A 25,543-nucleotide genomic window follows, 5' to 3' on the forward strand; every position below is an offset into this window, starting at 1 on the left:
TTTGGAACGCTGCACCGGCCGACGGCTCGGGTGGGGGCTCGAATACGCTGGCGGGCGTGATGGAGTCGAACGCGAAGCCGGTCGTGATCGTACGGGAGAGGCCGTCGGCCGGTGAGATCGACGCCGCGAACGCGCTGATCGACGCGGCCACGGCGGCGGACGGCGTACGGCCGCTGTCCGACCAGTCGATGCTCCATCTGCGCCACGGAGGCGACGGGCGTGCGCTCAGCGTGCTGCTCTACGACTCCGAGGGCGCGCTGGCCGGTTACGGTCACCTCGAGCCGGGCGCGGAGCCGAGCGGTGAACTGGTGGTGCATCCGGCGCACCGCGGCCGGGGACACGGCCGCGAGCTCGCACTGGCGATGCTCGAGGCCGCGAAAGGGTCGCTGCGGGTGTGGGCGCACAGTGAGTCGCCCGCCGCGGCGGCGCTCGCCCGTTCGCTCGGCTTCGAGCGCGTCCGCGCCCTGTGGAAGATGCGACGTCCGCTCGCCGACCCGCTCCCCGAGCCCGTCGTGCCGGACGGCGTCCGGATCCGTACGTTCGCCGTCGGACACGACGAGGCCGCGTGGCTCGAGCTCAACCGGAGGGCGTTCGCGGACCATCCCGAGCAGGGCTCGCTCACGATGGACGATCTCGCCCGCAGGGAAGACGAGCCGTGGTTCGATCCGGCCGGGTTCTTCCTCGCCGAACGCGATGGCGCGCTCACCGGATTCCACTGGACCAAGGTGCACGACACCGGCACCGGTGAGGTCTACGTGCTCGGCGTCGCACCCGACGCCCAGGGCACCGGGCTCGGCCGGGCGCTCACCCTCGTCGGGCTCCGCCATCTGCGCTCGGCGGGGCTGTCCCACGTGATGCTGTACGTCGACGAGGCCAACCGGGGCGCCGTCCGCCTGTACGAATCATTGGGTTTCGACCGCTTTGACGTGGACGTCATGTACGGGCGCTCGGCTCGTTCACCTGATGGCAATCACAAGTCGGCGCATTCTTCGTAGCACTGACCTGGCCAGTTCATTCGCCGTTCATCTAGATCAGTCCGGATGGTCACCTCTCCTCCTTAACGTCACCTTCGACGGTGGCCCCACACCCTCGCTTTGACCAGGGGGATCACCGGCCCACCAACCAGGAGGAGAATCCCCCGTGAAGAACGGCAACCGGCTCGCCGCCCTCGGCGGCGTGGTCGTGGCGGGTGCACTCGCACTCTCCGCATGCGGGTCCGACGACAACGCAGGCTCGTCGACCAGCTCGGCTCCCGCCGCCGGCAGCATCGCCGACTGCGCCACCGGCACGGTGAACGCCGCCGGCTCGAGCGCGCAGAAGAACGCCATCAGCGAGTGGACGAAGGCATACAGCCAGGCCTGCTCCGGCGCCAACCTGAACTACAACCCGAGCGGTTCGGGCGCGGGCATCCAGGCGTTCACCCAGAACCAGGTCGCGTTCGCCGGCTCGGACTCTGCGCTCAAGCCCGAGGAAGTGGGCCCGGCCAAGGAGCGCTGCCAGGGCAACAACGCGCTCAACCTGCCGATGGTCGTCGGCCCGGTCGCGATCGTCTACAACGTGAACGGCGTGGACGACCTGAGCCTGTCGCCCAAGACGCTCGCGGGCATCTTCTCCGGCAAGATCACCAAGTGGAACGCTCCGGAGATCGCCAAGGAGAACTCGGGCGCCGAGCTGCCGGCCACCGCGATCAAGACGGTGCACCGCAGCGACGAGTCGGGCACCACCGACAACTTCACCAAGTTCCTCAAGGCGACCGCCGAGGACGTGTGGACGTACGAGCCCGACAAGAAGTGGAACGCCCCGGGCGGCCAGGGCGCGCCGAAGTCCGACGGCGTCACCACGGTCGTGAAGCAGTCCGACGGCGCGATCAGCTACGTCGAGCTGTCGTACGCGACCAACGCCAGCCTCAAGACCGCCAAGGTGGCCAACGGCTCCGGTGAGTTCGTCGCGCTGTCCCCCGAGAGCGCCTCCAAGGCCCTCGACGGCGCCGAGGTCGTCGGTACCGGCAACGACCTCGCGATGAAGATCGACTACGCCACCAAGACCGCGGGTGCCTACCCGATCGTCCTGGTGACCTACGAGATCGCCTGTGAGAAGGGGCTTCCCGCCGACCAGGCGAAGTTCGTGAAGTCCTTCCTCAACTACACCGCGAGCGACGCCGGCCAGAAGGTGCTGACCGACCTCGGCTACGCCCCGCTGCCGGCCGCGGTGGTGACCAAGGTTCGCAGCTCGGTCCAGGCCCTGTCCTGACCAGGAACGCCCTCAGCCCCGCCGCCGGTGATCCGGCGGCGGGGCAACCCTGGGTTTCGGAGGTAAACGCGTGACCAGCCAAACCGAGATCGGCGAGAAGGGCACTGCGGCGGCCGAGACCCGCCGGGCCGCCCGCGCCGCGAGCACCGGCCGGGCAGGGGACCGGGTGTTCGCCATCGCCACCCGAGGATCCGGCATCCTCGTGCTGGTGATCATGGCGGCGATCGCCGTCTTCCTCATCTGGAAGGCGCTTCCGGCACTGCGGTCCGACGAGGCCAACTTCGTCACATCGCAGGAGTGGAGCCCGGACTCGACACCGGCGCGGTTCGGCATCGCCCAACTGGCGTTCGGAACCGTGATCTCGTCGTTCCTCGCCCTGCTCATGGCCACGCCGGTGGCGATCGCGATCGCGCTGTTCATCTCGTTCTACGCACCTCGCAGGATCGCGGGCGGGCTCAGCTTCGTCATCGACCTGCTCGCCGCGGTGCCGAGCATCATCTACGGCCTCTGGGGCCTGCAGTTCTTCGTCACGAAGATGGACGACGTCGCGGTCTTCCTGAACGACAACGCGTCGTGGATCCCGCTCTTCGGAGGCGACAGCGTCGGTGGCCGGTCGATCCTCACGGCCTCGGTCGTCCTGGCGATCATGATCCTGCCGATCATCTCCTCGATCTCCCGCGAGGTCTTCCAGCAGGTGCCCCAGGCCAACATCGAGGCCGCTCTCGCTCTGGGCGCCACCCGCTGGGAAGTGATCCGGATGGCGGTGCTGCCGTTCGGCCGCTCCGGCATGGTGAGCGCCGCGATGCTCGGCCTCGGCCGGGCCCTCGGCGAGACCATCGCGGTCGCCATGGTGCTGTCCACGGCCTCCGGGATCACGCTGCACATCCTCAAGGAGGGCGGCAACACCTTCGCCGCCAACATCGCCAACACCTTCGCCGAGGCCGGCGCCAACGGCCGTGGCGCCCTCATCGCCTCCGGTCTCGTGCTGTTCATCATCACGCTGATCGTCAACATGGCGGCGCGGGCGATCGTGGCCCGGCGCAAGGAGTTCGTGTGATGAGCGAGCGGAGCGAAGAGCACGTCGCCACCATCGAGCAGGAGTTCGTCTGATGTCCCTAGCGAAGCACGGCTCCGCGCCGACGAGCCTGACCTCCGTGTCAATGGGCCGCAAGGTCAAGGATCGGCTCGTCCAGGTGCTGGTCTATCTGGCCTTCGCCCTCGCCGTCATCCCACTGGTCTCGGTGCTGTGGATGGTGATCAAGAACGGGATCGGCCGGTTCGACCTCGACTTCTTCTCGTTCTCGCAGAACGGCATCGGCCCCCGTGACGCCGGCGGCGGCGCCTACCACGCCATCATCGGCACCCTTGAGCAGGTGCTGCTGACCAGCGTCATGGCCGTGCCGCTCGGCATCCTCACGGCCGTCTACCTGGTGGAGTACGGGCAGGACCGCAGGCTGGCCCGCACCATCAGCTTCTTCGTCGACGTCATGACCGGCATCCCCTCGATCGTGGCCGGCCTGTTCATCCTCGCCTTCTGGCTGCTGCTGCTCGGCTTCAGCTTCTCCGGCTTCGCGGGAGCACTGGCGCTGGCGATCCTCATGCTGCCCACCGTCGTACGGTCGGCCGAGGAGATGCTCAAGCTCGTGCCCAACGAATTGCGCGAGGCGTCGTTCGCACTGGGCGTTCCCCGCTGGCGGACCGTCTGCTTCGTGGTGCTCCCGACGGCGCTCAGCGGCATCGTCAGCGGTGTCATGCTGGCCGTGGCCCGGGTCATGGGCGAGACCGCGCCGCTGCTGCTGCTGGTGTTCGTGACCAGCTCGATCAACATGAACCCGTTCAGCGGTCCGCAGATGGCGCTGCCGGTGTTCATCTGGGATCAGGCGGGCCAGCCCAATGACACGGCGATCGCGCGGGCCTGGACGGCCGCACTCACCCTGATCCTCATCATCATGGCGCTCAACCTGACGGCACGACTGATCGCGCGGCTGCGCAGGCCCGCCTCCCGTTGACCGACAGCGCGCTGAACAGCAAAGCCCCCCGATAGGAGTAACCAGCCCCATGGCCAAGCGGATCGAAGTCTCCGGCCTCCACGCCTACTACGGCCAGGTCCACGCCATCGAGGACATCTCAATGTCCGTTGAGCCGCGTTCGGTCACCGCCTTCATCGGCCCCTCCGGCTGCGGCAAGTCCACGTTCCTGCGCACGCTCAACCGCATGCACGAGGTCATCCCCGCCGCCCGGGTCGAGGGCAAGGTGCTCCTCGACAGCGAGGACCTGTACGGCTCGGAGGTCGACCCGGTGGCGGTGCGGCGCGTCGTGGGCATGGTCTTCCAGCGGCCGAACCCGTTCCCGACCATGTCCATCTACGACAACGTCGCCGCGGGGCTCAAGCTGAACGGCATGCGCGGCAAGAGCAGGCTCGACGAGGTCGTCGAGCGGTCGCTGCGCGGCGCGAACCTGTGGAACGAGGTCAAGGACCGGCTGAACCGGCCCGGTGCGGGCCTGTCGGGCGGGCAACAGCAGCGGCTGTGCATCGCTCGGGCGATCGCCGTCGAGCCGCAGGTGCTGCTGATGGACGAGCCATGCTCGGCGCTCGACCCGATCTCGACGCTGGCGATCGAAGACCTGATCGCCAAGCTCAAAGAGCACTACACCATCGTGATCGTCACGCACAACATGCAGCAGGCCGCCCGGGTCAGCGACCGGACCGCGTTCTTCAACATCGCCGGAACCGGCCAGCCCGGCCGCCTCATCGAGGTCGACGACACCAGCAAGATCTTCACCAACCCGGTGGAGAAGGCCACCGAGGACTACATCACCGGCCGCTTCGGCTGACGATGCGCCGGGCGACCCCGCGACCCCGCAACCCTGCGGCCCTGCCGCCCCGTCAGGGCGGCAGGGTGTGCTGTGTTCACGGCCCGAAACGCCGCCTGCACCGGCCGTGCGCCGGGCCCGGCCGTCAGGCTCCGAAGAAGTGAACGACGCCGTACGCGATGGCCGCCATCAGGCCCGCCATGGGGATCGTGAACACCCAGGCCATCACGATCCCACGGGCCACCCCCCAGCGGACGGCCGACAGCCGCTTCGTCGCCCCGACACCCATGATCGCCGAGGTGATCGTGTGCGTCGTGGAGATGGGAGCCTGCCAGATGAAGGCGGTCGAGTAGAGCACTCCCGAGGCCGTCAGCTCGGCGGCGAAGCCCTTCGGCGGATCGAGCTCGATGACCTTGCGGCCGAGCGTCCGCATGATCCGCCAGCCACCGGCGTAGGTGCCCGCCGACAGCGCCCCCGCGCAGACCAGCACGACCCACAGCGGCACACCGTCGCCTTCGGCGTGGTGACCGGTGGTGAGGAGCGCCAAGACGATGATGCCCATCGTCTTCTGGGCGTCCTGCAGTCCGTGCCCGAGCGCCATGGAGGCCGCGGAGAGCGACTGCGCGATGCGGAACCGGCGGCTCATCCGGCCCGGGTGGGACTTCCGGAAGATCCAGAGGATCGCCACCATCACCAGGTAGGCGGCGGCGAATCCGACCAGCGGTGAGACCACCATCGGGATGGCGACCTTGTCGACGACCTTGTCCCAGTTCACCGTGGAGGCCGAGGCCAGCCCGGCACCGACCGCCCCGCCGATCAGGGCGTGTGACGACGAGGACGGCAGGCCGTAATACCAGGTGATGAGGTTCCAGGTGATCGCTCCGAGTACGCCGGCCCCCACCACCGTCAGCCCGTGCAGGCCCGTCGGCGGTGTGATGACCTCACTGACGGTCTTGGCCACCTCGGTGCCGAGCAGGGCACCGAGCAGGTTCATCAGCGCCGCCATGATCAGCGCGACGCGGGGGGTGAGCGCACGGGTCGAGACCGACGTGGCTATCGCGTTGGCGGCGTCGTGGAACCCGTTGGTGTAGTCGAAGATCAGGGCGATCATGACGACCGCTATGAGCACCGCCGTCTCGGTACCGATCTCGCGGCCGAGGAGCCAGATGCTCACCAGCATCGCGAGGCCGACCGGCCCCCCGATCATCCCGAGGCGCCGGGCGAGGGAGGGCTGCGCCGGTGGCGGCGTCTCCTCGCGAACCTGCGGATCTCGCTGTTGAACGGTGCTCATGATTCCTTGACCGCGATGGTCTCAACGGTGTTGGCGACATGCTCGAAGGCGTCAGCGGCCTCTTCGAGCCGGTCGATCACTTCCTTGAGTTTCATCACGGTCAGGGCGTCGTACTCGCCGCTGAACAGGTGCGCCAAGAGCTTTCGGTAGACCTGGTCGCCCTGGTTCTCGAGCCGGTTGATCTCGATCCAGTACTCGTTGAGCTCCTTCATGGAGCGCAGCCTCGGCATCGCCTCGGCGGTCAGCTCCGCAGCACGCTCGAGCACATCGACCATCTTGATGATGTCCTTGGGAAACGTCTCGATCTTGTAGAGGACGACGAGGTCGGCCGCCTCCTCCATCTCGTCCATCACGTCGTCGAGCATCGACGCGAGGTTGTAGATGTCCTCCCGATCGAATGGCGTGATGAAGGTTTCGTTCAAACGACGCATGATGGCGTGAGTGCATTCGTCGCCCGCGTGTTCGCAGGCGCGCATCTTCTCCGCGACGGCCTCGCGGTCAGCGCCCTCGCTGATGAGTTCCACGAGCAATCTGGCCGCGGTGACCAGGTTGTTCGCCGAGTCCGCGAACATGCCGTAGAAGCTGTCCTCACGTGGTGTGAGACGCAAGCGCACGTCGTACTCCTGAGGTGCGGGAATGGTCCGCAGAGGATCGTAGGCGCTGTCAGACGTAAAGAACACCTTCACGTCGGCGTCGCCAGGACGTCCGTATCTTCTCACTCTATGGTCGCCCAGCAGCGCAGCGCCCACGCCATCAGGGGTGGGACGCCTCCGGCGGGCCCGCCCACCGGCCCGCCGCGCGTCGCCGAAGGCCCGCCGCGGCGCGGCCGGCAGTGCCTCCTCCCGCGGAACGGGCCATCCTCCGATGGGCGTCCGCCGGCGGGATAGGCTCGGGCGCACACCCGAGTTCGTACAGGAGAAGGCGCCCGTTGAGTGAGATGACATTCACAGTGCCGGCGATCAACTGTGCCCACTGCGTCGACGCCATCAGCGGTGAGGTCGGCCAGATCACCGGCGTGCGCGAGGTGGTCGTGGACGTCGATGCCAAACTGGTCACGGTGCGTGGCGACGGCCTGGACGACGCGGTGCTGCGGGCCGCCATCGACGAGGCCGGCTACGACGCGGAACCCGCCTGAAGGGGACGCTCCACGGAGGGGACCACGGCGGTGACGGGGAGGGGTACGGGGAGCGACTCGCACGTCGCCCCCCGCGGGCAACATCCTGCTAGGGCGTCAACTCGCGACGACTGGCTGCGGGACGCACCCCGAGGACCGAGTCGATCTCGGCGGTGGTCAGCGGCCGTTCGGCCTTCGCCACCGCGCTCAGGATCTCGGAGTAGAGCTCGATCTCGTCCAGCGCAACACGGTCGTGGACGCGCAGATCAAGATACTGCTGACGCACCGCGTCCACCTCCGTTCGTTCCCCACACCACTGATGAGATTACGCGTCACCCATCACGTGGCGCATGGCCCAAGAGGACCATTCCGTGGCCACTCTCCGAGGGGGTCTTCCCCGTCAGGAGAACCATATGCCTACGGAGAGTCACAGATATGGATCTTGATGGAGGCTGCCGAGCATGTGCTCCATCGTCGAGTCTGGGAGATCATGCGCCGTGAGCCGCGCGACGGTCGCGGCGTCGACGTTGACGCCGGCCAGCCGAGCGCCCTGCCGAGCCACGGTCTGTTCGAACAGGGCACGGACCGTACGGGCGTTCTCGAAGTCGTCCCGCTCGCGCATCCGCTGCAGCCGGGCGAGGAGTTCCACCCGCAGTTCCTCGTCGAGCATGTACAGATCTCGCTCGGCCTGCCGCTGGAAGAGCTGGACGAGCTGCCGGTCGGTCAGCGCCTCGAACTCCACGATGGTGCCGAACTCGACCCGCAGCCCTGGGTTGGCGGTGAGGAACGCGTCCATCTCGTCGGCGCGGCTGGTGCAGACGACCATGAACTTGTCGCGTCGCTCCTCCATGTACCGCAGGAGCTCGGCCACCACCCCCGGTGAACGGTCCAGCGAGTGGGCCTGCTGGATGAGCAGCACCCCGCCCATCGCCTGCTCGACCATGGCCGCCACCCTGGTCTCGGTGTCGACCGCGTCACGGCCGGCCAGGTGCACCGGCCGGCAGGCGACGATGTGCCCCGAATCCAGCAGGCCCAGCGCCGCGTAGACCCCGCCGAGCAGCCCCGCCACCGTCGCCTTCCCGGTGCCCGGCGCACCCAGGAAGATCAGGTGGCGGCTGGCGTTCCCGGACGGCAGGCCGTGGTGTGCCCGGTCGGCGGCCAGCCTCGCCTCGGCGACCAGGCTTTCGACGGTCTGTTTGACGTCGTTCAGGCCGGTCAACTCGTCGAGCCTGCTCAGGAAGGTGTCGACATCGCCCGGCGGCCGCAGGGCCGGCTCGATGGCCTCGGCCACCCCGGTGAAGTCCTCGGGGACCAGCGCCAGCCGATCCCGCGTGGCTCCGGCCCGGGTGACATGCCGCTGGCACGCCTGGTCGAGGTAGGTCTCCACCAGCCGCGCGTTCACCAGTTCCCCGGGCCCGCGCAGCCGCTCCAGGTCGGCGCCGACGACCTCCATCGCCTCGGCCCCGACCGTGACCCGCCGCTCGTCGGCCAGTACGTGCAGCAGCGTCAGCCGGCCGTCGAGCCGGGTGAGGTCGGGCAGCCGGAAGACACGGAAGGCCTCCACGAGCTCCGGGTGGTCGCGGGCCAGCCGCTGGTAGGCGCGCGGGGCACAGGTGGCGATCAGGGTGGTCCGGCTGAGCCGGTCCACCCGTACCCTGCGGACGGCCGCGATCGTCTCGGCCGGGTCCACGGCCTCCGCGATCGCCGCGTCGAACTCCTCGAACAGAAGCGCCGGGCCGCCCGGCTCGAGCACCACCTCGATCCGCTCCGGCGGGGCACCGCGCACGTCGTCGGCGTTGGCCGTACGGATGGCGCCGTCGCCGACCCCGGCGTCGGCCAGCGTGAGCGCGATCAGCCTGGCCAGCCGGCGTTGCCCCGTGTGCGGCGAGCCGACGAGGAGCACGCTGGGCGCGGACGCCACGGTCGACTCCGGATCGTTGAGCGCCCTGGCGGTGAGTCGCAGCTCCTCGAGGAGGACGGCCGCGTCCTCGTCACCGCAGACGAACGAGACGCCGAATCGCTCGATGACCGGTCGAGCCGTCTCGTCCGGCGGCGGGGCGATCTCATGGACGGGTTGCGCGGGTGCGGGCGTGTCCTCCAGGAACTCGAAGCTACCGATCATGGTCTCGGACATGATCCGTGTCCCTGGGGGCGGCGGCCTGACCGCCGGGGCCTCGTCCGGCACCGCCCGTACCTGCTCCTGCCGGTCGGGTGACGTCTCCTCCGGCCCGCCGAACACGCGCGTGCGCGGCGGCGCCCCGCCGCCGCCCGGCTGCGGCGGACCTTCGGCCGGGTGGCGGGCGACCGGATGGTCGAGCCGGGTCGCCTCGGGATCGGACCCCTCCGCATCCGGGCCGTACGGTTCGCCGGCGCCCGGGCCGGGGCCCGCGTACGGCCGCACCGGCGCGCCGTCCCCCGGGCCGTTCGGAGCACCGCCCGCACCGTCCCCGGGGGTGTACGCAGCACCGCCCCGGCCGGGCTCGGACCGAGAAGGTCCGTACGGTGGCGGGGATCCGGACTCGGCGGGCTCGTACCGGGCACCCGGGCCGGGCTCGTGCTGCGCGCCGGGGCCGGGCGGGTACCCGGGCGCACCCGGCGGGTCATGGTGCTCACCGGCGGCCTCGGGAGCATGGGGCGGCGACCACGCGTCGTCATGGTGCGGGCCCGGGAATGGGCTCCGGTGCGCCCCGGGACCGGGAGCGGCCGGCATCCCGAAAGCAGCGGGTCCCTCCGGATCGCCGGCCGGCCACTGCGGGCCCGCGCCCTCACCGAACGGTCGGCCGCCCGATCCGGGCCAGGCGGGCGCCGGCTCGCCGCCGGGGACACCGGGCGGCGGGGGCGGCCGCCCCGGACCCGGCCGCCGTGACTGCTCGGCCTGGTGGGGGGCGTCGTCGGCGGGGCCCTGCGCGGGCGGCTGAACATAGGGCAGTCCGGGCGCGCCGGGCAGATCGGGTGCGCCGAAGGGGCCGGCGGCCGGCGGAGTGCCGGACGGGCTCTGCCAGGGCGGGCCGGACGGGTTCTGCCAGGGCGGGTCCTGGTGGCCGGCGGCCGGCGGAGTGCCGGACGGGTTCTGCCAGGGCGGGTCCTGGTGCTGGGACTGGTGCTGGACCTGGTCCTGGGCCGAGGGCGTCCATGGCTGAGCCCAGGGCCCGCCGGGGGGTTGCACGCCCGGCTGCTGACCGGGCTGCGGAGGAGAGGCGCCGAGGCCCGCGTCCGGCGGGCCATGCTGCGGACGGTCCTGCTGGGCCGCACCGCCTGGAAGCCCCGGCGCCCCGTGCGCGAACCCCCCGCGCGCGGAGCCGGGCCCCGGCGTGCCGGATTCCTTCGCGACGGACGTGGCACGCTCGACCCCGATGAGCCCGGCGAGGATCGCGGTGGGCACCGGAAAGCCGCGCGGCCGCGCCGGGATCCCGTCGGCGAGCCGGCACCACGCGAGGTCCACGCCGTACATCGCGGCCAGGAGGATCTCGCTGCCGTCTCCGCCGCCGCCGCGCAGCAACTCCGGCAGTGCGGCGTCGGCCGGCCACAGCCGCCGGAGCGGATGACCGTTCTGGCTGAGCACCGCCTGGACGGTGTAGCGGATCTCGGGGTCCAGCCACGGGATGACCTTGTCGACCACGTTCTGCCGCACCACCGCGAGATCGGCGGCGATGAGGGCGGCGGCGACCAGGCGCGGCTCCATGTAGGCGGGTTCGGCCGAGTCGCCGGTGACCTGGGCGATCGCGTTCGCGAGCGTGTAGTAGGAGTGCCGGAAGTGGTCCCCCGGGGAGCTCTCCATCCGCAGCGCGGGCGCCAGATGGGGCGGGCAGCGGGTCAGCCACTGCTGGACGAGGGCCTGGTCTCCGTAGGGCAGCGCGCCGTAGTCGACGGTCGGGTTGTTCAGGGTCGAGCCGAGGATGGCCAGGAGGGCGTCCGCGCGGGCGCGGAAGCGTACGTCCTCGCGCAGCGTGCTGGCGATCGCCCACATCGTACGGAGGACCACGACGGCGGCGTCCACCCGGTCGGCGCGCAGCCGCTCGGAGTAGAGCCCGACCAGAGCCTCGAGCGGCGGCGGGGTCAGCCAGCGCGGGCCGTCGACCGTGGGCAGCGGCTTGGCTCGATAGGGCGACCAGAGGCCGAGCATCTGGTCGTCGAGCCGCGAGTCGAACACCGGCGCGGCCGCGCACCACAGCATGACGCCCCAGGCGAGGGCGACGGTGCTGGGCACTGACGTGGAGTACATCTTCCACCAGTGCGGGTAGTCCGCGGGCGGCAGCGCCGCGGCGGACTCGACGGTGGCCCGGATGCGGGCGGTGAGCTCGGCCGAGAGGTCGTGGCCGACGAAGGGCAGCGGTGTGGGGGCGTCGTAGCCGAAGTCGGGCCCGGCCGGCACCACGTGCGGCGGCAGGCCCGGGATCTGGCCGGGCTGGGCGGGGCGTCCGGACATGCGCGTGGCGATGGCCTGGGGCGGCGGGCAGAGGTACCACTGGCCGTCCGACGGGTGCCAGCGGTACCACCGGGCCCAGGCGCCGAACAGCCATGACGTGCCGTCGGGCAGCACGAGAACGCGCCCCGCGATCGCATGCTGACGCTGCTGCGGAGGTGCCGACGACCACCAGCCGGCGGTCACCATCGCATGTGTGTCGCGCTCCGCCGCCGTGAATGGATCCTGAGCCATCGGGGGGCTCTGCGGCGGCGCGCCGACGTAGCCCGGTCCCCACACCACGCCGTCATCGTAGTTGTCGGGCGGGTGGATCTCACGCCGGTCACGTGGCGGAAGGTACCGTGAAGCGGCATCAGTCCTGGTAGGACCGCCATTGTGCGGATCGGTGCCGCCGCGCCTTGTCCACATAACCGTCCGGCGTGTGCGCGAGCACGGCGCGGTCCGCGTCGTTCAGCTCGCGGACGACCTTCCCCGGGACGCCGGCCACGAGAACACCCGGCGGGATCCGCTTGCCCGGCCCGACCAAGGCACCCGCGGCGATCAGCGAGCCCGCGCCCACGTGGGCGCCGCCGAGCACGATGGCCCCGATGCCGATGAGCGAACCGGTCTCGACGTGCGCGCCGTGCACCATGGCCTTGTGCCCGAGGCTCACGCGGTCTTCGAGGATCGCCGGCTGGCCCGGATCGGAGTGCAGGCAGCAGAGATCCTGGATGTTGCACTCCTCGCCGACCACGATGACCTCGTCGTCACCGCGCAGCACGGATCCGTACCAGACGTTGGCCGCCCGGCCGAGCGTCACCTTGCCGACCACCACGGCGCCCGGCGCGATCCACGCGTCGGGGTGCACCACCGGCTCGTCGGGCCCGAGGGAACCCAGATAAGTCATGACCTTGATCGTACGGACCCGTTCGAGTGCGGGGCGATGGGCGGCATTTCGTTCCATTACGTGACTTGCCACGTCGCATGAGTAACGAAATCAGTGCCGGACCAGGCGTTCCGGTTGCGCGAATGGGGTGGATCGGACGAGAGTCGACTCTGACGTCCCTCCCAACCCCCTTAGGCTCATGAGCAACGAAACAGAGATCCTTCCGAACCTGCTCCGCGACGAGCAGTTCGAGATCGTGATGCGCGGCTACAACCGCCGTCAGGTCGAAGAGTTCATCGCCCGCAGCCAGAACCAGATCCGCGACCTCGAGACCCGGCTCGCCCGGGCGCTGGACGACGTCGAACGGACCCGCCGCGAGATGGCCGAGGTCCGCGAAGCGCGCAAACCCACCGGTGACGATCTGAGCGATCGCCTCCGGCAGATCATCAACCTCGCCGAGGACGAGGCCAGGGACAAGCTGGCCCAGGCCGAGGACACGGGTACCCAGATCCGCAAGGAGGCCGAGGCCGCGTCCAAGCGGATCATCGATGATGCCCGCGGCCACGCCGACAAGGACATGTCCGCGGCGCAGGACAAGGCCAACCAGATCCTGGGCGCCGCCAAGAAGGAATCCGAGAACGTTCTCTCCCAGGCCAAGCAAGAGGCCGAGCACACCGTGTCCAGTGCCCGGCTGGAGGCGGAGCGCACGCTCACGGCGGCCGAGCGCCGCTCCAGCGTGATCAACGAGGGCGCCACCCAGCGGCTCAACCAGCTGACGAGGAACCACTCGCAGGCGCTGCAGCGGCTGACCGAGATCAGCACGACCCTCAACACGCTGCTGAAGGCCGAAGACGCGGCGGGGCCACTCGAGAAGATGGTCGAGGACGCGGCTCGGCAGGCCCCGCGCAAGCAGGCGGCGGCTCCGATCGGCAAGCACGGCGCGGCTCCGGGGCCCAAGCACTCGCAGCCGGCGGCGCCCGCCCGGAAGACGCCCGCGCACCCGCCGGCGTCCGCCGGCGAACCGGCGGCACCCGCCCCGCGGCACAGCGCACCGCTGGCACCGACCCAGAGCAAGCCGCCGGTGCCGTCCACGCCGTCGGCACCGGCGAAGCCCTCGGTCCCGGCCACGTCAACCGGGGCACCAGGTGCACCGGGTGCACCGGCGCCGTCGGCTCCGTCCGGCGCTCCGGCCTCGCCGAGCACGGCCGAACCGTCCAACGCGCCCCGGCACGCCGCCCCTCCGGCACCGTCCACGCCGCCCGACATCTCCGGACCCGGCGGGCCCGGCGGACCCGCCGCACCGCCCATGCCGTCCGCCGAGCCGAAGACGCCCCACGCCGGCCCGGCCGGCCCGCCACAGGCTCCGCCCGCCGCCAAGCCGGCCGACGACACCGACTGAGCAGCGCTTCGGGCCGTACGCGCATCGACACGACGCCCCCACCTGAGTCCGCTCGGGAGGGGGCGTCGCGCGTTTCGGCATTGTGCGTTTCGGCGGCTTGATTCCGCATCCGGCACCCGCAGCCTTTAATGTCGGCGCATGGACACGCCGGGAAAGGGACGCGGGACCGTACGGCCGATCCGGATTCTCGGCGACCCGGTGCTGCGAACCGAATGCGACACCGTACGCTCGTTCGACGCCGACCTGGAACGCCTGATCGACGACATGTTCGTCTCGATGCACGCCGCCGAGGGAGTCGGCCTGGCCGCGAACCAGATCGGTGTCTCGCTGCGGGTGTTCGTGTACGACTGCGAGGACGACAAGGGCCGCCGCCACGTCGGGCACGTCGTCAACCCGGTGCTTGTGGCCGAGGAGGGTGAGACGCTCACCGCCGAGGAGGGCTGCCTGTCCGTGCCGGGGCTGCACTTTCCCACGCCGCGTGCGGCCCGTGCCGTCGTCGAGGGCGTCGACCGGACCGGCGAGCCGATCCGCGTCGAGGGCACCGGCTATTTCGCCCGCTGCCTTCTGCACGAGACCTACCACCTGAGCGGGAAGGTCTACCTCGACTTCCTGTCCGGCGACACGCGGCGCGAGGCTCTTCGCACGATTCGCTCGGCGGACTGGAGCCAGGTGGATCAGTAGTCGTGGCGGCGTGAGCGCAAGCGTTTGATCTCGGACCGGCGGTGCTTGCTCTCGAGCCGCCGCTCGCGCATCCCCCGGCTCGGCTTGGTCGGGCGGCGCTGCTTCGGCGGTGGCGCGGTCGCCTCGGTGAGCAGCGCGGCGAGCCGTATCTGCGCCGCCTCACGGTTGCGCAGCTGGGACCGGTGCTCCTCGGCGCGGATGGTGATGACGCCGTTGACGAGCCGGCCGGACAGCCTGGCCAGGGCACGCTGCTTGAGCGGGTCCGGGATCGACGGCGACCCGGCCAGATCGAAGGAGAGCTCCGCCGCCGTGGAACTGGTGTTGACGTGCTGCCCGCCCGGCCCCGACGACCTGGAGAAACGCCAGCCGAACTCGGTCGCCGGGATCACGACCGAGCCGCGCAGATGAATTGAGCCGGGCATTCCACCATTATCGCAACAGATTGTGGATCATGTCCTCCGAATTTCCGCGCGCACGTCCCCCGGCCGCCGAATGGCCCGGTGTGACGGCGGGCCGGTCCGCGGCGGGGCCTATCGATGGTGGGCGAGATCGGCATGGTGGTCGACGCCATGGCCGGTCTGCGGGTCGGCGTGCACCAGCGCGCCCGACAGCCGGGGGACGGCGTGGATGAGAGCGTGCTCGGCCTCGACAGCGACCCGGTGCGCCGCCACGATCGTGGAGTCGGGCCGGACTACGATCTCGCACTCCACGCGGAGCCGATGGCCGATCCACCGGATGCGCACGTCGCCCACGCCGAGCACGCCGTCGACGCCGCGCAGGACCTCCTCGGCCTGGTCGACCAGCCCCGGATCGACCGCGTCCATCAGGCGCCGGTACACCTCCCGGGCCGCCTGGCGCAGGACCATGACGATGACGACGGTGATGAGCAGGCCCACGACCGGGTCGGCCCAGTCGAGGCCGAGCGCCACCCCGGCCGCGCCCGCCAGCACGGCCAGCGAGGTGAATCCGTCGGTGCGGGCGTGCAGCCCGTCCGCCACCAGCGCGGCGGAGCCGATCCTGCGGCCCACCCGGATGCGATAGCGGGCGACCAGCTCGTTGCCGACGAAGCCCACCAGCGCCGCCGCGGCCACCGCCGTCAGGTGCGAGACCTCCTGCGGGTGCAGCAACCGGTGGATCGCCGAGTAGGCGGCCGCGACGCACGAGACCGCGATCGCGATCACGATCACCACTCCGGCCAGATCCTCGGCCCGCCCGTACCCGTAGGTGTAGCGGCGGTTCGGCGGGCGTCGGCCCAGCACGAACGCGATGGCCAGCGGTACGGAGGTCAGCGCGTCCGCGGCGTTGTGCAGGGTGTCGCCGAGCAGCGCCACCGATCCCGAGATCGCCACCACGACGGCCTGAACGACGGCGGTGGCCCCGAGCCCGGCCAGCGAGATCCACAGCGCCCGCATCCCGTCCGCGTCCGCCGACAGTGCCGCGTCGACCTTGTCCGCCGGGTCGTGCGAATGCGGGCGCAGCCCATGACGCACCCGCTGCCAGACCGTCGCGGCCCCGGCCGCGCGGCTGTGATCGTACTGGTCATCGTGCCCGTGTTCGTGCCCGTGTTCGTGCCCGTGAGCATGCCCATGAGCACGGCCGGGCCCGTGCTCATGACCGTGACCGTGCCCATGACCGCTCGTGTGCCGATGACCGTGACCGGGTGAACCGGGATCCAGCTGCGCACCGTCCATAACGCTCAGAATGAAACAGAATTCGCGCTGCAGCACCTCGACAACAACATGCCCTGAGCAGCTGCGAGGCCATCGCACGTGCGGGATCCTCGAAGGGCGGTCGGATCGGCTATGTGCCCACGGACACTACACTGGTAAACAAGCAAGTACTTACTTACACTGACCGCATGGGCAAAGGGATCTTTCAGCACGACGACCCGATCCACATGATCGCTCGCGAGGGCATCCTCATCGCCACCGGGGGCGCGGCATCGCTGCTGCAGACGGCGCACCCCGGAGTCGCCCAGGGCGTGTACGACCACAGTTACACGGCGCGGTACCCGTTGCGCCGGCTGGAGAACACGATGGGCTGGGTCTACGCCGTGGCGTGCGGAACCAGAGAGGAGGCCGAGCAGGTCAGCGCCATGGTCCGGCGGTTGCACGAAAGGGTGACCGGCCCCGGCTACCGGGCGACCGATCCCGAGTTGCAGGTCTGGGTCGCCGCGACGCTCTTCGCCGTGAGCGCGCAGGCCTACGAACTCGTCTTCCGGCACCGTTTCAGCGCGGCCGAACTCGAGGTCCACTACCAGCAGAGCAAGATCTTCGCGACGATCCTCGGCTGCCCGCCGGAGGCGTTGCCCGAGAGCTATCCAGACTTCCGGAAGTACTACGCCGAAATGCTCGGAACACTGCGGATCAGCGATGCCTCCAGGGCGATCGCGGAACAGGTCCTGCACCCCGCTCTGCCGAAAGCGTTCGAGCCCGGGCTCATGGCGATCCGGCTCATCACCGCCGGGCTGATGCCGGAACCGATCCGCGCGCAGTACGGGTGGACGTGGAACGCCGCACGGCAGGCGCGGTTCCGGCTGCTCATGGGCGTTCTCTCGTTCGTCTACCCGCGGCTGCCCCTCCGGATACGCACGCTGCCGCGCGACGTCTACCTCCACCGGACCCGCCGCATGCTCGCGAAGGCGCACCCTCCCCGCCGTAGGGTCTCCGTTCCCACCACCTCCTGAGCGGGTGAGGGTGGGGCGCCTCGTCAGGCCGAGCCGGTGCCGCCCGAGTCCTTGATGATGGCGTCGGCGGCCTTCTTCGCCGAGTTGATCGGGATGGCGAAGCCCACGCCGATGTTGCCCGAGCCCGCTCCGGTCGTCACGATGGCGGTGTTGATCCCGATCACCTGACCGGAGGCGTTCACGAGGGCGCCCCCGGAGTTGCCGGGGTTGATGGCGGCGTCGGTCTGGATGGCGTTCGGGATCGTGGCACTCTGCTGCTGGTCAGAACCCTGAGGGTCGAACGGGAAACCCCGCGGCTGCTGGCCACCGCTGTCGCCCTCGGTGATCGTACGACCGAGTGCGCTCACGATGCCGGATGTCACCGAACCGTCCAGGCCCAGCGGGCTGCCGAGCGCCAGCACCGAGTCGCCGACCGCCAGGCCACCGCTGTCGCCGAGCGTGGCAGGCTTCAGCCCCGATACCCCGGTGGCCTTGATGACCGCGATGTCGGTCGAGGGATCCTTGCCCAGGATCGTCGCGGGGGCCGACTTGCCGGCACTGAACTTCACCACCACCTGACTCGCTCCGTCGACGACGTGCGCGTTGGTGAGGATCACACCGTCGGATCGCAGGATCACCCCGGACCCGCCGGAGTCGCCCCTGGCCGAGCGTGCCGTGATGGAGACCACGGAGGGCTGAACGGCAGCAGCGATCTTGGCCACCGAGCCGGCCGACGCGCTCGACGCCCCACTCGCCACGGTGGGGCTGGCGAGCACCGGGTCCTGCCCGGTGAGCGCCACGGCGCCCACCGCGCCGGCGGCTCCGGCGCCGAGTGCGAGTGCCACCACTGCGCTCACCGCGAGTACCCTGCCGCGCCGCGTCCACTGCGCCCACGGTCCGGCCGGGCGCGAGGATCCCGGTGCGGTGCCGGGGACGCCGGAGAGCACCGGGCCGTACGGATACGCCGCGCCCGGCGCCGGCCCGTGCCCGGGCACCGGCCCGTACGCGGGCGGACCGCCGTGTCCGGGTGCACCGCCAGGTACGAACGCATCGCCGGGTCCGGGCGCACCGCCAGGTACGAACGCACCGCCAGGTACGAACGCATCGCCGGGTCCGGGCGTACCGCCGGGTCCGGGTGCACCGCCAGGTCCGGGTGCACCGCCGGGTACGAACGCATCGCCGGGTCCAGGTGCACCGCCAGGTACGAACGCACCGCCGGGTCCGGGCGCACCCCCGTACTCGGGCACGGGCACGGGCTCGCGCGCAGGCTCGGACTCGGGAGCCGAGCCGGATGTGAACGCAGCTTCGGACGCGGACACAGCTTCGGAGGCGAACGCCGCTTCGGGCGCGGACGCCGGCCGGGGGTCCGGTACGGGTGTGTGCGGCTGGATGTCGCCGTGCGGGAGGTCGGGAGTGGGTCCGGGGTCTTTCGCGTCCATGTCGATCCCTTCGTCGTCGCTTGAGATCCAGCGTCGTTCGGGGACCTGCACCGCCTCTGCAGCCTGGCTGAGAGTTTCCTGAATGCCGTCGGTCAGTCCGGGGCCAGCGGAAGGACGATGCGGAAGATCGCGCCCTCACCGGGCGCCGTCTCCAGCTCGATCAGGCCGCCATGCGCGCGGACCAGGGCCGCCACGATGGCCAGGCCGAGCCCGGTGCCGCCGTCTCCGCCGCGTGCCTGATCGGCCCGGTAGAACCGTTCGAAAACCCGCTCCGCCTGGTCGGTCGGCAGCCCCGGCCCCTCGTCGGCCACCTCACAGACGACCGCCCGAGGCGGCGCCTGCACGGGAGAACCGCCCGGCGCCGCGGAGACCGCCGCCGCGCCCGGGTTCGCCGCCGCCCAGGAATGGGGGTGCCGGGCCCACAGGCGGCCCTCCTCGCCGGGCTCGGCCGTTCTGAGCCGTACCTCGACGGGTGTGCCGGGCGGCGTGTGGGTGAGCGCGTTGGCCAGCAGGTTGCCGAGCACCTGGCGCAGCCGCGGCTCGTCGCCGAGGACCTGATAGGCGGCTCCCCCGCGTACCTCGAGTTCGAGAGGGCGGCCGGGGTCGAGTACCCGGGCCTCGCCGACGGCGTCGGCCGCCACCGCAAGCAGATCGACGGGCCGCCGGTCCAGCGGGCGCTCGAGGTCGAGCCGGGCGAGCAGCAGGAGATCGGAGACGAGCAGCCCCATCCGGGCCGCGGTGTCCTCGATGCGGCCGATCAGCCGGTCGAGCGCCTCGGGCGAGCGCGCGCCGCCCTGGCGGTAGAGCTCGGCGAATCCGCGGATGGCCGTGAGCGGCGTGCGCAGCTCATGGCCGGCGTCGGCGACGAACCTGCGCATCCGCTCCTCGGATCGCCGGGCGGTCGCCTCCGAGTCGGCGCGCGCCCGGAACGCCATCTCGATCTGGGCGAGCATGCTGTTGAGCGCCCGGCCGAGCCGGCCCACCTCGGTGCCCGGCGGATGCTCGGGCACCCTCCTCGCGAGCTGTCCGGACGCGATGGCCTGGGCGGTCTTCTCGATCTCGACGAGCGGGCGCATGCTGGTCGTCACGACCCAGATGCCGACGCCCGCCAGCACCAGGACGACGACCGCGCTGACGACGATGTCGAGACTGATCAGGCGGCCGATCGTACGGTCGATCTCGTCCATGCTCAGCGCGAGGATGAGGGTGCCGCCGTCTGGCAACCTGGTCACCAGCGCCCGCCAGCCGTGGACGGTGAAGGGATCGCCCGCGCGCGACGCGACGTCGGCGGGCAGCCTGGGTCCGCTCCGACCGTCCTGGGCCGCGGTGTCGGAGGTGATCTCGCCCTGGGCGTTCATGATCTGGGCGACGAACCCGGTCGGCACCCGCAGGTAGAGGGTGCCGTCCGGGGTCCGCGGCCCATCGCCGCGCACGACCTGTCCGGCCAGCTGGCTCTGGGCCGCCCGCAGTTGCCCGTCCGCCCGGTCGACGAGATAGCCGCGCATGACCGACACGCCCGCGACGCTCATGACGGTGAGCGCGAGCAGGAGGAGCAGGAGCAGCGCGGCGATGAGCTTCACGCGCAGCGGCATGCGGGCGAGCAGATCCCTGCGGGCCGTGTGCACGCCGGTGTTCGCGCCGGGGCCCATGCCCGTGCTCACGGCGGGGCCCATGCCCGTGTTCGCGCCGGGGCTGATACCGGTGTTCACGCCGGTGTTCATTCCGGTGCTCATGACGGGGGAAGCCGCAGCACGTAGCCCACACCGCGCAGAGTGTGGATGAGCCTGGGCTCGGAGTTGTCCACCTTGCGGCGCAGCGCCGACACGTAGGACTCGACGATGCCGGCGTCGCCCCGGAAGTCGTAGTTCCACACGTGGTCGAGGATCTGGGCCTTGGACACCACGCGACCGGAGTTGGCCATGAAGTAGCGCAGCAGCTTGAACTCGGTGGGCGACAGCTGGACCGGCCGGCCGGCCCGCCACACCTCGTGGCTGTCCTCGTCGAGCTCGATGTCGGCGAACGCCATCCGCGCCGAGGCCTCGACCCCGGTCTCCTGCGCCCGGCGCAGCACCGCCCGGATCCGGGCGATGACCTCTTCCAGGCTGAACGGCTTGGTGACGTAGTCGTCCCCGCCGATGGTCAGGCCGTGCACCCGGTCCTCGACCGAGTCGCGCGCGGTGAGGAAGAGCACGGGCGTGCGGGTGCCGCCGGATCGCAGGCGGCGCGCGACATCGAAGCCGTCCATGTCGGGCAGCATCACGTCGAGCACGATCAGGTCCGGCCGGTGCCGCTGCGCGGCCCGTACCCCTTCGCCGCCGTCGTCCGCGGTCATCACCTCGAAACCGGCGAAGCGAAGGCTCGCCGCGAGCAGTTCGCGGATGTTCGGCTCGTCCTCGACGACCAGGAGCCGGGCCTCCGGGTCCCGGCCATCCGGTGGCCGGCCGCCGGGCATGGTGCCCTCAGCCAATGGAGTCTCCCGTCCGTCCGCGGTCGCCGTGATGCGATCGTGCGGTGCCTGATGGCACGCCGCCTCCAGCATGCGGCATGAACCTGAGTGCCACCTGAACGCCGGCTGAGCGCCGGCCCAGAGGCCCCGAGGCCCCGAACGAAGGGGACGTGTCCGCCAAGTCGGGCCGCTTCCGGATCGGCAACGCGGATCGAAGCGTGTTCGGTGTCGGCATACGCACCACCGGGTCGGCTTGAAGTGGTGCGTCTGCCGACACCGAAGGCTGCGTACCCACGCCCACCATCGTGATCATGCAGTTGTTCACCGGCGGTGGACGGGCCCGCGCTGATGACGCGCGAACAACTACATGATCACGGGGAGGAGAGGACTACTCGCCCTTCCAGACGGGCTTGCGCTTCTCGGCGAACGCCGTCGCACCCTCGATCGCGTCCTTGGACGTGAACACCGGGTTGATGATGTCGCCCTGCTTCGCGAAGGCCTCGTCGCGCGACCAGTCGGCCGACTCGACGACGACCCGCTTGGTCGCGGCGAGGGCCAGCGGGGCGTTCTCGGCGAGCCGGGCGGCCAGCGCCCTCGCCTCGGCGAGTGCCTCACCGGGCTCGGTGACCCGGTTGACCAGGCCGAGCTCGGCCATCCGGGTCGCCGGGTAGTGGTCCCCGGTCAGGGTGATCTCCATCGCGATGTGGAAGGGGATCCGCTGCGGCAGCCGCAGCAGGCCGCCCGCGCCCGCGACCAGCCCGCGCTTGACCTCCGGGAGCCCGAACTTGGCGTCCGAAGAGGCGACGATCATGTCGCAGGACAACGCGATCTCACAGCCGCCTGCGAGCGCGTAGCCCTCGACCGCCGCGATCACCGGCTTGGCCGGGGGCTTCTCGACGATGCCGCCGAAGCCGCGGCCACCCGCCAGCGGATTCTCACCGGTCATGAACCCCTTGAGGTCCATGCCCGCGCAGAACGTGCCGCCGGCCCCGGTGATCACGATGACCGAGACGTCCTTGCGCTCGTCCAGCTCGTCGAGCGCTGACGCGACGCCCTGGGCGACGGCGCCGTTCACGGCGTTCCTGGCCTTCGGCCGGTTGATGGTGACGACGGCGACCCCGCCGTCCACTTCGACAAGGACTTCGTCGGACATGTTCAGCGCCTCACTTGGGCTGGAAGCGGATACCGCCGTCGAACCGGATGGTCTCACCGTTCATGTAGTCGTTCTCGATCAGCGCGCGCACCAGGTGGGCGAACTCGGAGGCCTGGCCCATGCGCTTGGGGAAGGGCACGGGCGCGGACAACTTCGCCTTGAAGGCGTCCGCGGCCTCGCCCTCACCGTAGATCGGGGTGTCGATGATGCCGGGGCAGATCGTGTTGACCCGTACGCCGATCGCGGCGAGGTCGCGCGCGGCGGGCAGGGTCATGCCGACGATGCCGCCCTTGGAGGCCGAGTAGGCGACCTGGCCCGTCTGACCTTCGAGGGCGGCCACGGACGCGGTGTTGACGACGACGCCGCGCAGGCCGTCAGCGTCCGCCGGCTCGGTCTTGGCGATCGCGGCGGCACCGATGCGCATGAGGTTGAAGGTGCCGATCAGGTTGACCTGGATGACCTTCTGGAAGCTCGCCAGGTCGTGGGGGGAGCCGTCCCGGCCCACGGTCCGCGACGCCCAGCCGATGCCGGCGCTGTTCACGATGACCCGCAGCGGGGCACCGGTGTCGACGGCGGCCTGGACCGCCGCCTCGACCTGGGTCTCGTCCGAGACGTCGGTCTTGACGAACACGCCGCCGACCTCGTCGGCGAGGGCCATGCCCTTGTCCTCGTTCAGATCGGCGACGACCACCTTGACGCCGGCCGCGGCGAGATCGCGGACGGTGGCCTCACCGAGGCCGCTCGCACCGCCGGATACGACGGCGGAGACTCCGTTCAGGTCCATTAGCAGCACCTTACTCGACAGAACCGAATGTGGTTCGGCTTATGCTATCCAGCCGTCACCTTACGGGGAACGGCGGCCCGGCCTGGCGGCACGGGCCCCTGGACCCCGGTCAGCGCCGCCCGCTCGCCTCGGACAGGCGGTAGACGGCGTAGGCCTGCTGGATCACCGGCAGTGCCACGTTGCGGACGCGCACTCCGCCCGGCGTGACACCTTTCTCGGTTCCCTTGTGCGCGTGACCGTGAACCGCGAGAGCGACGTCGGACTCGTCGATCGCCTCCGCCAGCAGGTAACTGCCGAGGAAGGGATAGATCTCCGGAGGCTCCCCGGCGAGCGTGTCCTTCACCGGTGAGTAGTGGGTGAGGCTGATGCGGACGTCGGCGTCGTCGAGCGACCTGAGCGAGTGGCGCAGCCGCGCGGCGAACGACTTGGTGTAGCCGACGAACGCCTTCATCTCGGGTTCGCCGAAGTCACTGGCGCAGCGGCCGGCGAAGCCGCCCCCGAAGCCCTTTCCCCCGGCCACGCCGACCCGGGTGCCGTCACAGTGCACGACCGTGCCGTTGCCCTCGAGCACCGTCACGCCCGCGTCGCGCAGGACCTCCGCGATCTCCAGCTCGGCGCCGGAGTGGTAGTCGTGGTTGCCGAGCACGGTGACCACCGGTACGCCGATGTCCCGCAGCTCGTCGGCGGCGATGCGTCCCTCGGCGACGGTGCCGTGCCTGGTCAGATCCCCCGCGACGAGGAGCAGGTCGGCCCGGTCGGCGATGCCGGTCAGGTGTTTCCGGTAGTGGCCTCGTACGTCCGATCCCACGTGGAGGTCCCCGACCGCGGCGACGCTGATCATGAGAGCGTCTCCTCTCCCTCCGGCTCGAGCACCGCGACCACGTGCACCTCGTTGCGGATCCGCCGGCCCGTGGCTATGTCACGCGCGATGGCCTCGACACGCTGCCGCTGCTGCGGGGTGGCGACCTCGCCGCGCAGATAGACGAGGTCGCCACGGATGTCGACGCGGATGCCCAGCTCATCGGCTTCGTCGGCCAGGCGGTCGTGGATGTGCGCCGCCAGGTACTGCGGTACGTCCTCACTCATCGGAGTCTCCTCTCCGCGTTTCGATGACGCCGAGCCGCCTCAGCAGCTCGATCAGGGCATAGGCGTACGGGGAGTGCGTCGTCTCCTTGGCGACCCGCGGCCAGTCGACCTGCTCGCGCAATGCCCGCAGCACCGGCAGGAAGTCGCTGAAATCACAGGTCGTCTCCGTGTACGCGAGCATCCGCATGATCACGAGATCGGTGGCCGTGAGCACCGGCATCGTGATCGCCGACACGGTGAGGGGCTCGGCGCGGCTCAGCAGGTCGATGTCGACGGGCCGGTCGGCGGGGCTGTAGATGAGATCGACGAGCCGGCCGTCGTCGTAGATCTTCTCCAGCCAGTCCTCCGGGCACTTCCGGTGCTCCATACCGATGGCCGTGAGCGCCGCGAGCGCCCCTGTGACGTCCTCCTCACGGAGCACGAAGTCGACGTCGTGCGTGGGTTCGGCGGCCCCCCGGGCGTACGCCGCGTACCCCCCGGCCAGGGCGAAGTCGATCCCGGCCTCCTTCAGCACGCTCGCGGCCCGTCTGAGCGTGACCATGAGTTCCGACACTTGCGGCGTCGACGACACAAGGCACTATTTCCCCCCGGTTCCCATACCATTCCGACTCCCCCGGGTTCCCACCGTTCCGGCCCGGCGCCGGGCCGGCTCGGGTGCTCAGCATGTGCGACCCAGGCGGATTGAGTACGCGTGCTCATGTACGGCCTGACCACGCGGCCGAAGATGGCGCCATGAGCACCCCCCAGCACCACACGAACACCACCACCGCCTTCTTCTTCCAGGCGGCCATCTCATTCGCCGTCTCGACGGTGGCGCTCGGGCTGGGCATCGCCTACCTGAGCGCCGACCCGTGGATGCGCGGCTTCCTCGCCCTGGGCACTCTGTACGTGATCACTTCGACGTTCACGCTGGCGAAATGTGTCCGGGACCGGCAGGAGGAGACCGAGGTCGTCAGCCGGGTCGACAAGGCCCGGCTCGACAAGCTGCTGGCCGAACACGATCCGTTCAAGGTCGACAACCTCTGACGGCCGGCACCGCGGGCCGGAATGCCACCACCGCCCGGCAGGGGGCCCGGGCGGTGGTAGACCTATCTCCACTGACGCGAATGCCGCCATCGCCCACAATGGGACGG

Annotated in this window: 26 protein-coding genes; 11 read left to right on the forward strand and 15 right to left on the reverse strand. The window is 70.5% G+C overall.

Going from position 1 to position 25,543, the window contains the following annotated elements:
- Positions 1 to 59: 59 nt before the first annotated feature.
- The 5 genes from mshD (at position 60) to pstB (ending at position 5,085) form a co-directional block, all read left to right on the forward strand.
- Positions 60 to 995, forward strand: coding sequence for a mycothiol synthase (gene mshD, locus HKK74_RS12725; RefSeq protein ID WP_187243556.1), 936 nt, complete (start codon positions 60 to 62; stop codon positions 993 to 995).
- 145 nt (positions 996 to 1,140) lie between these two features.
- Positions 1,141 to 2,250 carry a phosphate ABC transporter substrate-binding protein PstS gene (pstS, locus tag HKK74_RS12730; RefSeq protein ID WP_187243387.1) on the forward strand — a complete coding sequence of 370 codons (1,110 nt, stop codon included), beginning with the start codon at positions 1,141 to 1,143 and terminating at the stop codon, positions 2,248 to 2,250.
- Positions 2,251 to 2,320: 70 nt separating this feature from the next.
- Entirely contained in the window at positions 2,321 to 3,307 is a 987-nt protein-coding gene (gene pstC / locus HKK74_RS12735) for a phosphate ABC transporter permease subunit PstC (RefSeq protein ID WP_187243388.1), read from the forward strand.
- Between the two features lie 52 nt (positions 3,308 to 3,359).
- Positions 3,360 to 4,259 carry a phosphate ABC transporter permease PstA gene (gene pstA / locus HKK74_RS12740; RefSeq protein WP_187243389.1) on the forward strand — a complete coding sequence of 300 codons (900 nt, stop codon included), beginning with the start codon at positions 3,360 to 3,362 and terminating at the stop codon, positions 4,257 to 4,259.
- A gap of 49 nt (positions 4,260 to 4,308) precedes the next feature.
- Positions 4,309 to 5,085, forward strand: coding sequence for a phosphate ABC transporter ATP-binding protein PstB (pstB, locus tag HKK74_RS12745; protein ID WP_187243390.1), 777 nt, complete (start codon positions 4,309 to 4,311; stop codon positions 5,083 to 5,085).
- A gap of 124 nt (positions 5,086 to 5,209) precedes the next feature.
- On the opposite strand, the gene HKK74_RS12750 is transcribed toward pstB, so the two are convergent.
- Together HKK74_RS12750 and HKK74_RS12755 are read right to left on the reverse strand one after the other, a co-directional pair.
- The gene (locus tag HKK74_RS12750; RefSeq protein WP_281397757.1) at positions 5,210 to 6,175 is read right to left on the reverse strand and encodes an inorganic phosphate transporter; all 966 of its coding nucleotides are present in this window, start codon (positions 6,173 to 6,175) and stop codon (positions 5,210 to 5,212) included.
- 176 nt (positions 6,176 to 6,351) lie between these two features.
- Positions 6,352 to 6,969 (reverse strand): DUF47 domain-containing protein, encoded by a 618-nt coding sequence (locus tag HKK74_RS12755; RefSeq protein WP_187243558.1) that lies wholly within the window; start codon positions 6,967 to 6,969, stop codon positions 6,352 to 6,354.
- 323 nt (positions 6,970 to 7,292) lie between these two features.
- On the opposite strand from HKK74_RS12755, the gene HKK74_RS12760 reads away from it, so the two are divergent.
- On the forward strand, positions 7,293 to 7,490 hold the full coding sequence (locus HKK74_RS12760; protein WP_187243559.1) for a heavy-metal-associated domain-containing protein: 198 nt from the start codon (positions 7,293 to 7,295) through the stop codon (positions 7,488 to 7,490).
- An 88-nt stretch (positions 7,491 to 7,578) separates the two neighbouring features.
- On the opposite strand, the gene HKK74_RS12765 is transcribed toward HKK74_RS12760, so the two are convergent.
- The 3 genes from HKK74_RS12765 to HKK74_RS12775 all read right to left on the reverse strand — a co-directional run bounded on the left by HKK74_RS12765 (position 7,579) and on the right by HKK74_RS12775 (position 12,778).
- Positions 7,579 to 7,755: a hypothetical protein gene (locus HKK74_RS12765; protein WP_187243391.1), complete on the reverse strand. Its 177-nt coding sequence runs from the start codon at positions 7,753 to 7,755 to the stop codon at positions 7,579 to 7,581.
- Positions 7,756 to 7,896: 141 nt separating this feature from the next.
- Positions 7,897 to 12,174, reverse strand: a complete 4,278-nt coding sequence (locus HKK74_RS41385; protein WP_187243392.1) for an AAA family ATPase — start codon at positions 12,172 to 12,174, stop codon at positions 7,897 to 7,899.
- A 70-nt stretch (positions 12,175 to 12,244) separates the two neighbouring features.
- Positions 12,245 to 12,778 (reverse strand): gamma carbonic anhydrase family protein, encoded by a 534-nt coding sequence (locus HKK74_RS12775; RefSeq protein WP_187243393.1) that lies wholly within the window; start codon positions 12,776 to 12,778, stop codon positions 12,245 to 12,247.
- 178 nt (positions 12,779 to 12,956) lie between these two features.
- Between HKK74_RS12775 and HKK74_RS12780 the strand changes: the two genes are divergently transcribed.
- Together HKK74_RS12780 and def are read left to right on the forward strand one after the other, a co-directional pair.
- Positions 12,957 to 14,156 carry a DivIVA domain-containing protein gene (locus HKK74_RS12780; RefSeq protein ID WP_187243394.1) on the forward strand — a complete coding sequence of 400 codons (1,200 nt, stop codon included), beginning with the start codon at positions 12,957 to 12,959 and terminating at the stop codon, positions 14,154 to 14,156.
- Between the two features lie 138 nt (positions 14,157 to 14,294).
- Positions 14,295 to 14,837: a peptide deformylase gene (gene def / locus HKK74_RS12785; RefSeq protein WP_187243395.1), complete on the forward strand. Its 543-nt coding sequence runs from the start codon at positions 14,295 to 14,297 to the stop codon at positions 14,835 to 14,837.
- Here def and arfB read toward each other — a convergent pair.
- Together arfB and HKK74_RS12795 are read right to left on the reverse strand one after the other, a co-directional pair.
- Positions 14,831 to 15,259 carry an alternative ribosome rescue aminoacyl-tRNA hydrolase ArfB gene (gene arfB, locus HKK74_RS12790; RefSeq protein ID WP_187243396.1) on the reverse strand — a complete coding sequence of 143 codons (429 nt, stop codon included), beginning with the start codon at positions 15,257 to 15,259 and terminating at the stop codon, positions 14,831 to 14,833. The two genes, def and arfB, sit on opposite strands and share 7 nt — an antisense overlap.
- Positions 15,260 to 15,367: 108 nt before the next feature.
- Positions 15,368 to 16,327, reverse strand: a complete 960-nt coding sequence (locus tag HKK74_RS12795) for a cation diffusion facilitator family transporter (protein WP_312881447.1) — start codon at positions 16,325 to 16,327, stop codon at positions 15,368 to 15,370.
- On the opposite strand from HKK74_RS12795, the gene HKK74_RS39825 reads away from it, so the two are divergent.
- Both HKK74_RS39825 and HKK74_RS12800 read left to right on the forward strand, forming a co-directional pair.
- Positions 16,319 to 16,501, forward strand: a complete 183-nt coding sequence (locus HKK74_RS39825) for a hypothetical protein (protein ID WP_246491505.1) — start codon at positions 16,319 to 16,321, stop codon at positions 16,499 to 16,501. The two genes, HKK74_RS12795 and HKK74_RS39825, sit on opposite strands and share 9 nt — an antisense overlap.
- 194 nt (positions 16,502 to 16,695) lie before the next feature.
- Positions 16,696 to 17,523 (forward strand): oxygenase MpaB family protein, encoded by an 828-nt coding sequence (locus HKK74_RS12800; protein ID WP_187243398.1) that lies wholly within the window; start codon positions 16,696 to 16,698, stop codon positions 17,521 to 17,523.
- Positions 17,524 to 17,546: 23 nt separating this feature from the next.
- Here HKK74_RS12800 and HKK74_RS41390 read toward each other — a convergent pair whose 3' ends face one another.
- From HKK74_RS41390 to HKK74_RS12840, 8 genes are all read right to left on the reverse strand, one after another.
- Entirely contained in the window at positions 17,547 to 18,359 is an 813-nt protein-coding gene (locus HKK74_RS41390; protein ID WP_312881448.1) for a S1C family serine protease, read from the reverse strand.
- Between the two features lie 674 nt (positions 18,360 to 19,033).
- Positions 19,034 to 20,662 (reverse strand): sensor histidine kinase, encoded by a 1,629-nt coding sequence (locus HKK74_RS12810; protein WP_246491507.1) that lies wholly within the window; start codon positions 20,660 to 20,662, stop codon positions 19,034 to 19,036.
- 8 nt (positions 20,663 to 20,670) lie between these two features.
- Positions 20,671 to 21,393: a response regulator transcription factor gene (locus HKK74_RS12815; RefSeq protein WP_187243561.1), complete on the reverse strand. Its 723-nt coding sequence runs from the start codon at positions 21,391 to 21,393 to the stop codon at positions 20,671 to 20,673.
- Positions 21,394 to 21,775: 382 nt separating this feature from the next.
- A complete protein-coding gene (locus HKK74_RS12820) occupies positions 21,776 to 22,540 on the reverse strand; it encodes a crotonase/enoyl-CoA hydratase family protein (RefSeq protein WP_187243400.1) in 765 nt (254 codons plus the stop codon).
- Between the two features lie 10 nt (positions 22,541 to 22,550).
- Positions 22,551 to 23,324: an SDR family oxidoreductase gene (locus HKK74_RS12825; RefSeq protein ID WP_187243401.1), complete on the reverse strand. Its 774-nt coding sequence runs from the start codon at positions 23,322 to 23,324 to the stop codon at positions 22,551 to 22,553.
- Positions 23,325 to 23,433: 109 nt separating this feature from the next.
- Positions 23,434 to 24,165: a metallophosphoesterase family protein gene (locus HKK74_RS12830; RefSeq protein ID WP_187243402.1), complete on the reverse strand. Its 732-nt coding sequence runs from the start codon at positions 24,163 to 24,165 to the stop codon at positions 23,434 to 23,436.
- On the reverse strand, positions 24,162 to 24,410 hold the full coding sequence (locus tag HKK74_RS12835; protein WP_187243403.1) for a BON domain-containing protein: 249 nt from the start codon (positions 24,408 to 24,410) through the stop codon (positions 24,162 to 24,164). Before HKK74_RS12835 ends, HKK74_RS12830 begins: the two co-directional genes overlap by 4 nt.
- Complete coding sequence (locus HKK74_RS12840; protein ID WP_187243404.1) at positions 24,403 to 24,951, reverse strand: nucleotidyltransferase family protein; 549 nt, start codon at positions 24,949 to 24,951, stop codon at positions 24,403 to 24,405. Before HKK74_RS12840 ends, HKK74_RS12835 begins: the two co-directional genes overlap by 8 nt.
- A gap of 191 nt (positions 24,952 to 25,142) precedes the next feature.
- On the opposite strand from HKK74_RS12840, the gene HKK74_RS12845 reads away from it, so the two are divergent.
- Positions 25,143 to 25,436, forward strand: coding sequence for a YiaA/YiaB family inner membrane protein (locus tag HKK74_RS12845; RefSeq protein ID WP_187243405.1), 294 nt, complete (start codon positions 25,143 to 25,145; stop codon positions 25,434 to 25,436).
- Positions 25,437 to 25,543: the final 107 nt, after the last annotated feature.

The sequence above is a fragment of the Actinomadura alba genome, assembly GCF_014323705.1.
GTDB lineage: Bacteria > Actinomycetota > Actinomycetes > Streptosporangiales > Streptosporangiaceae > Actinomadura_C > Actinomadura_C alba.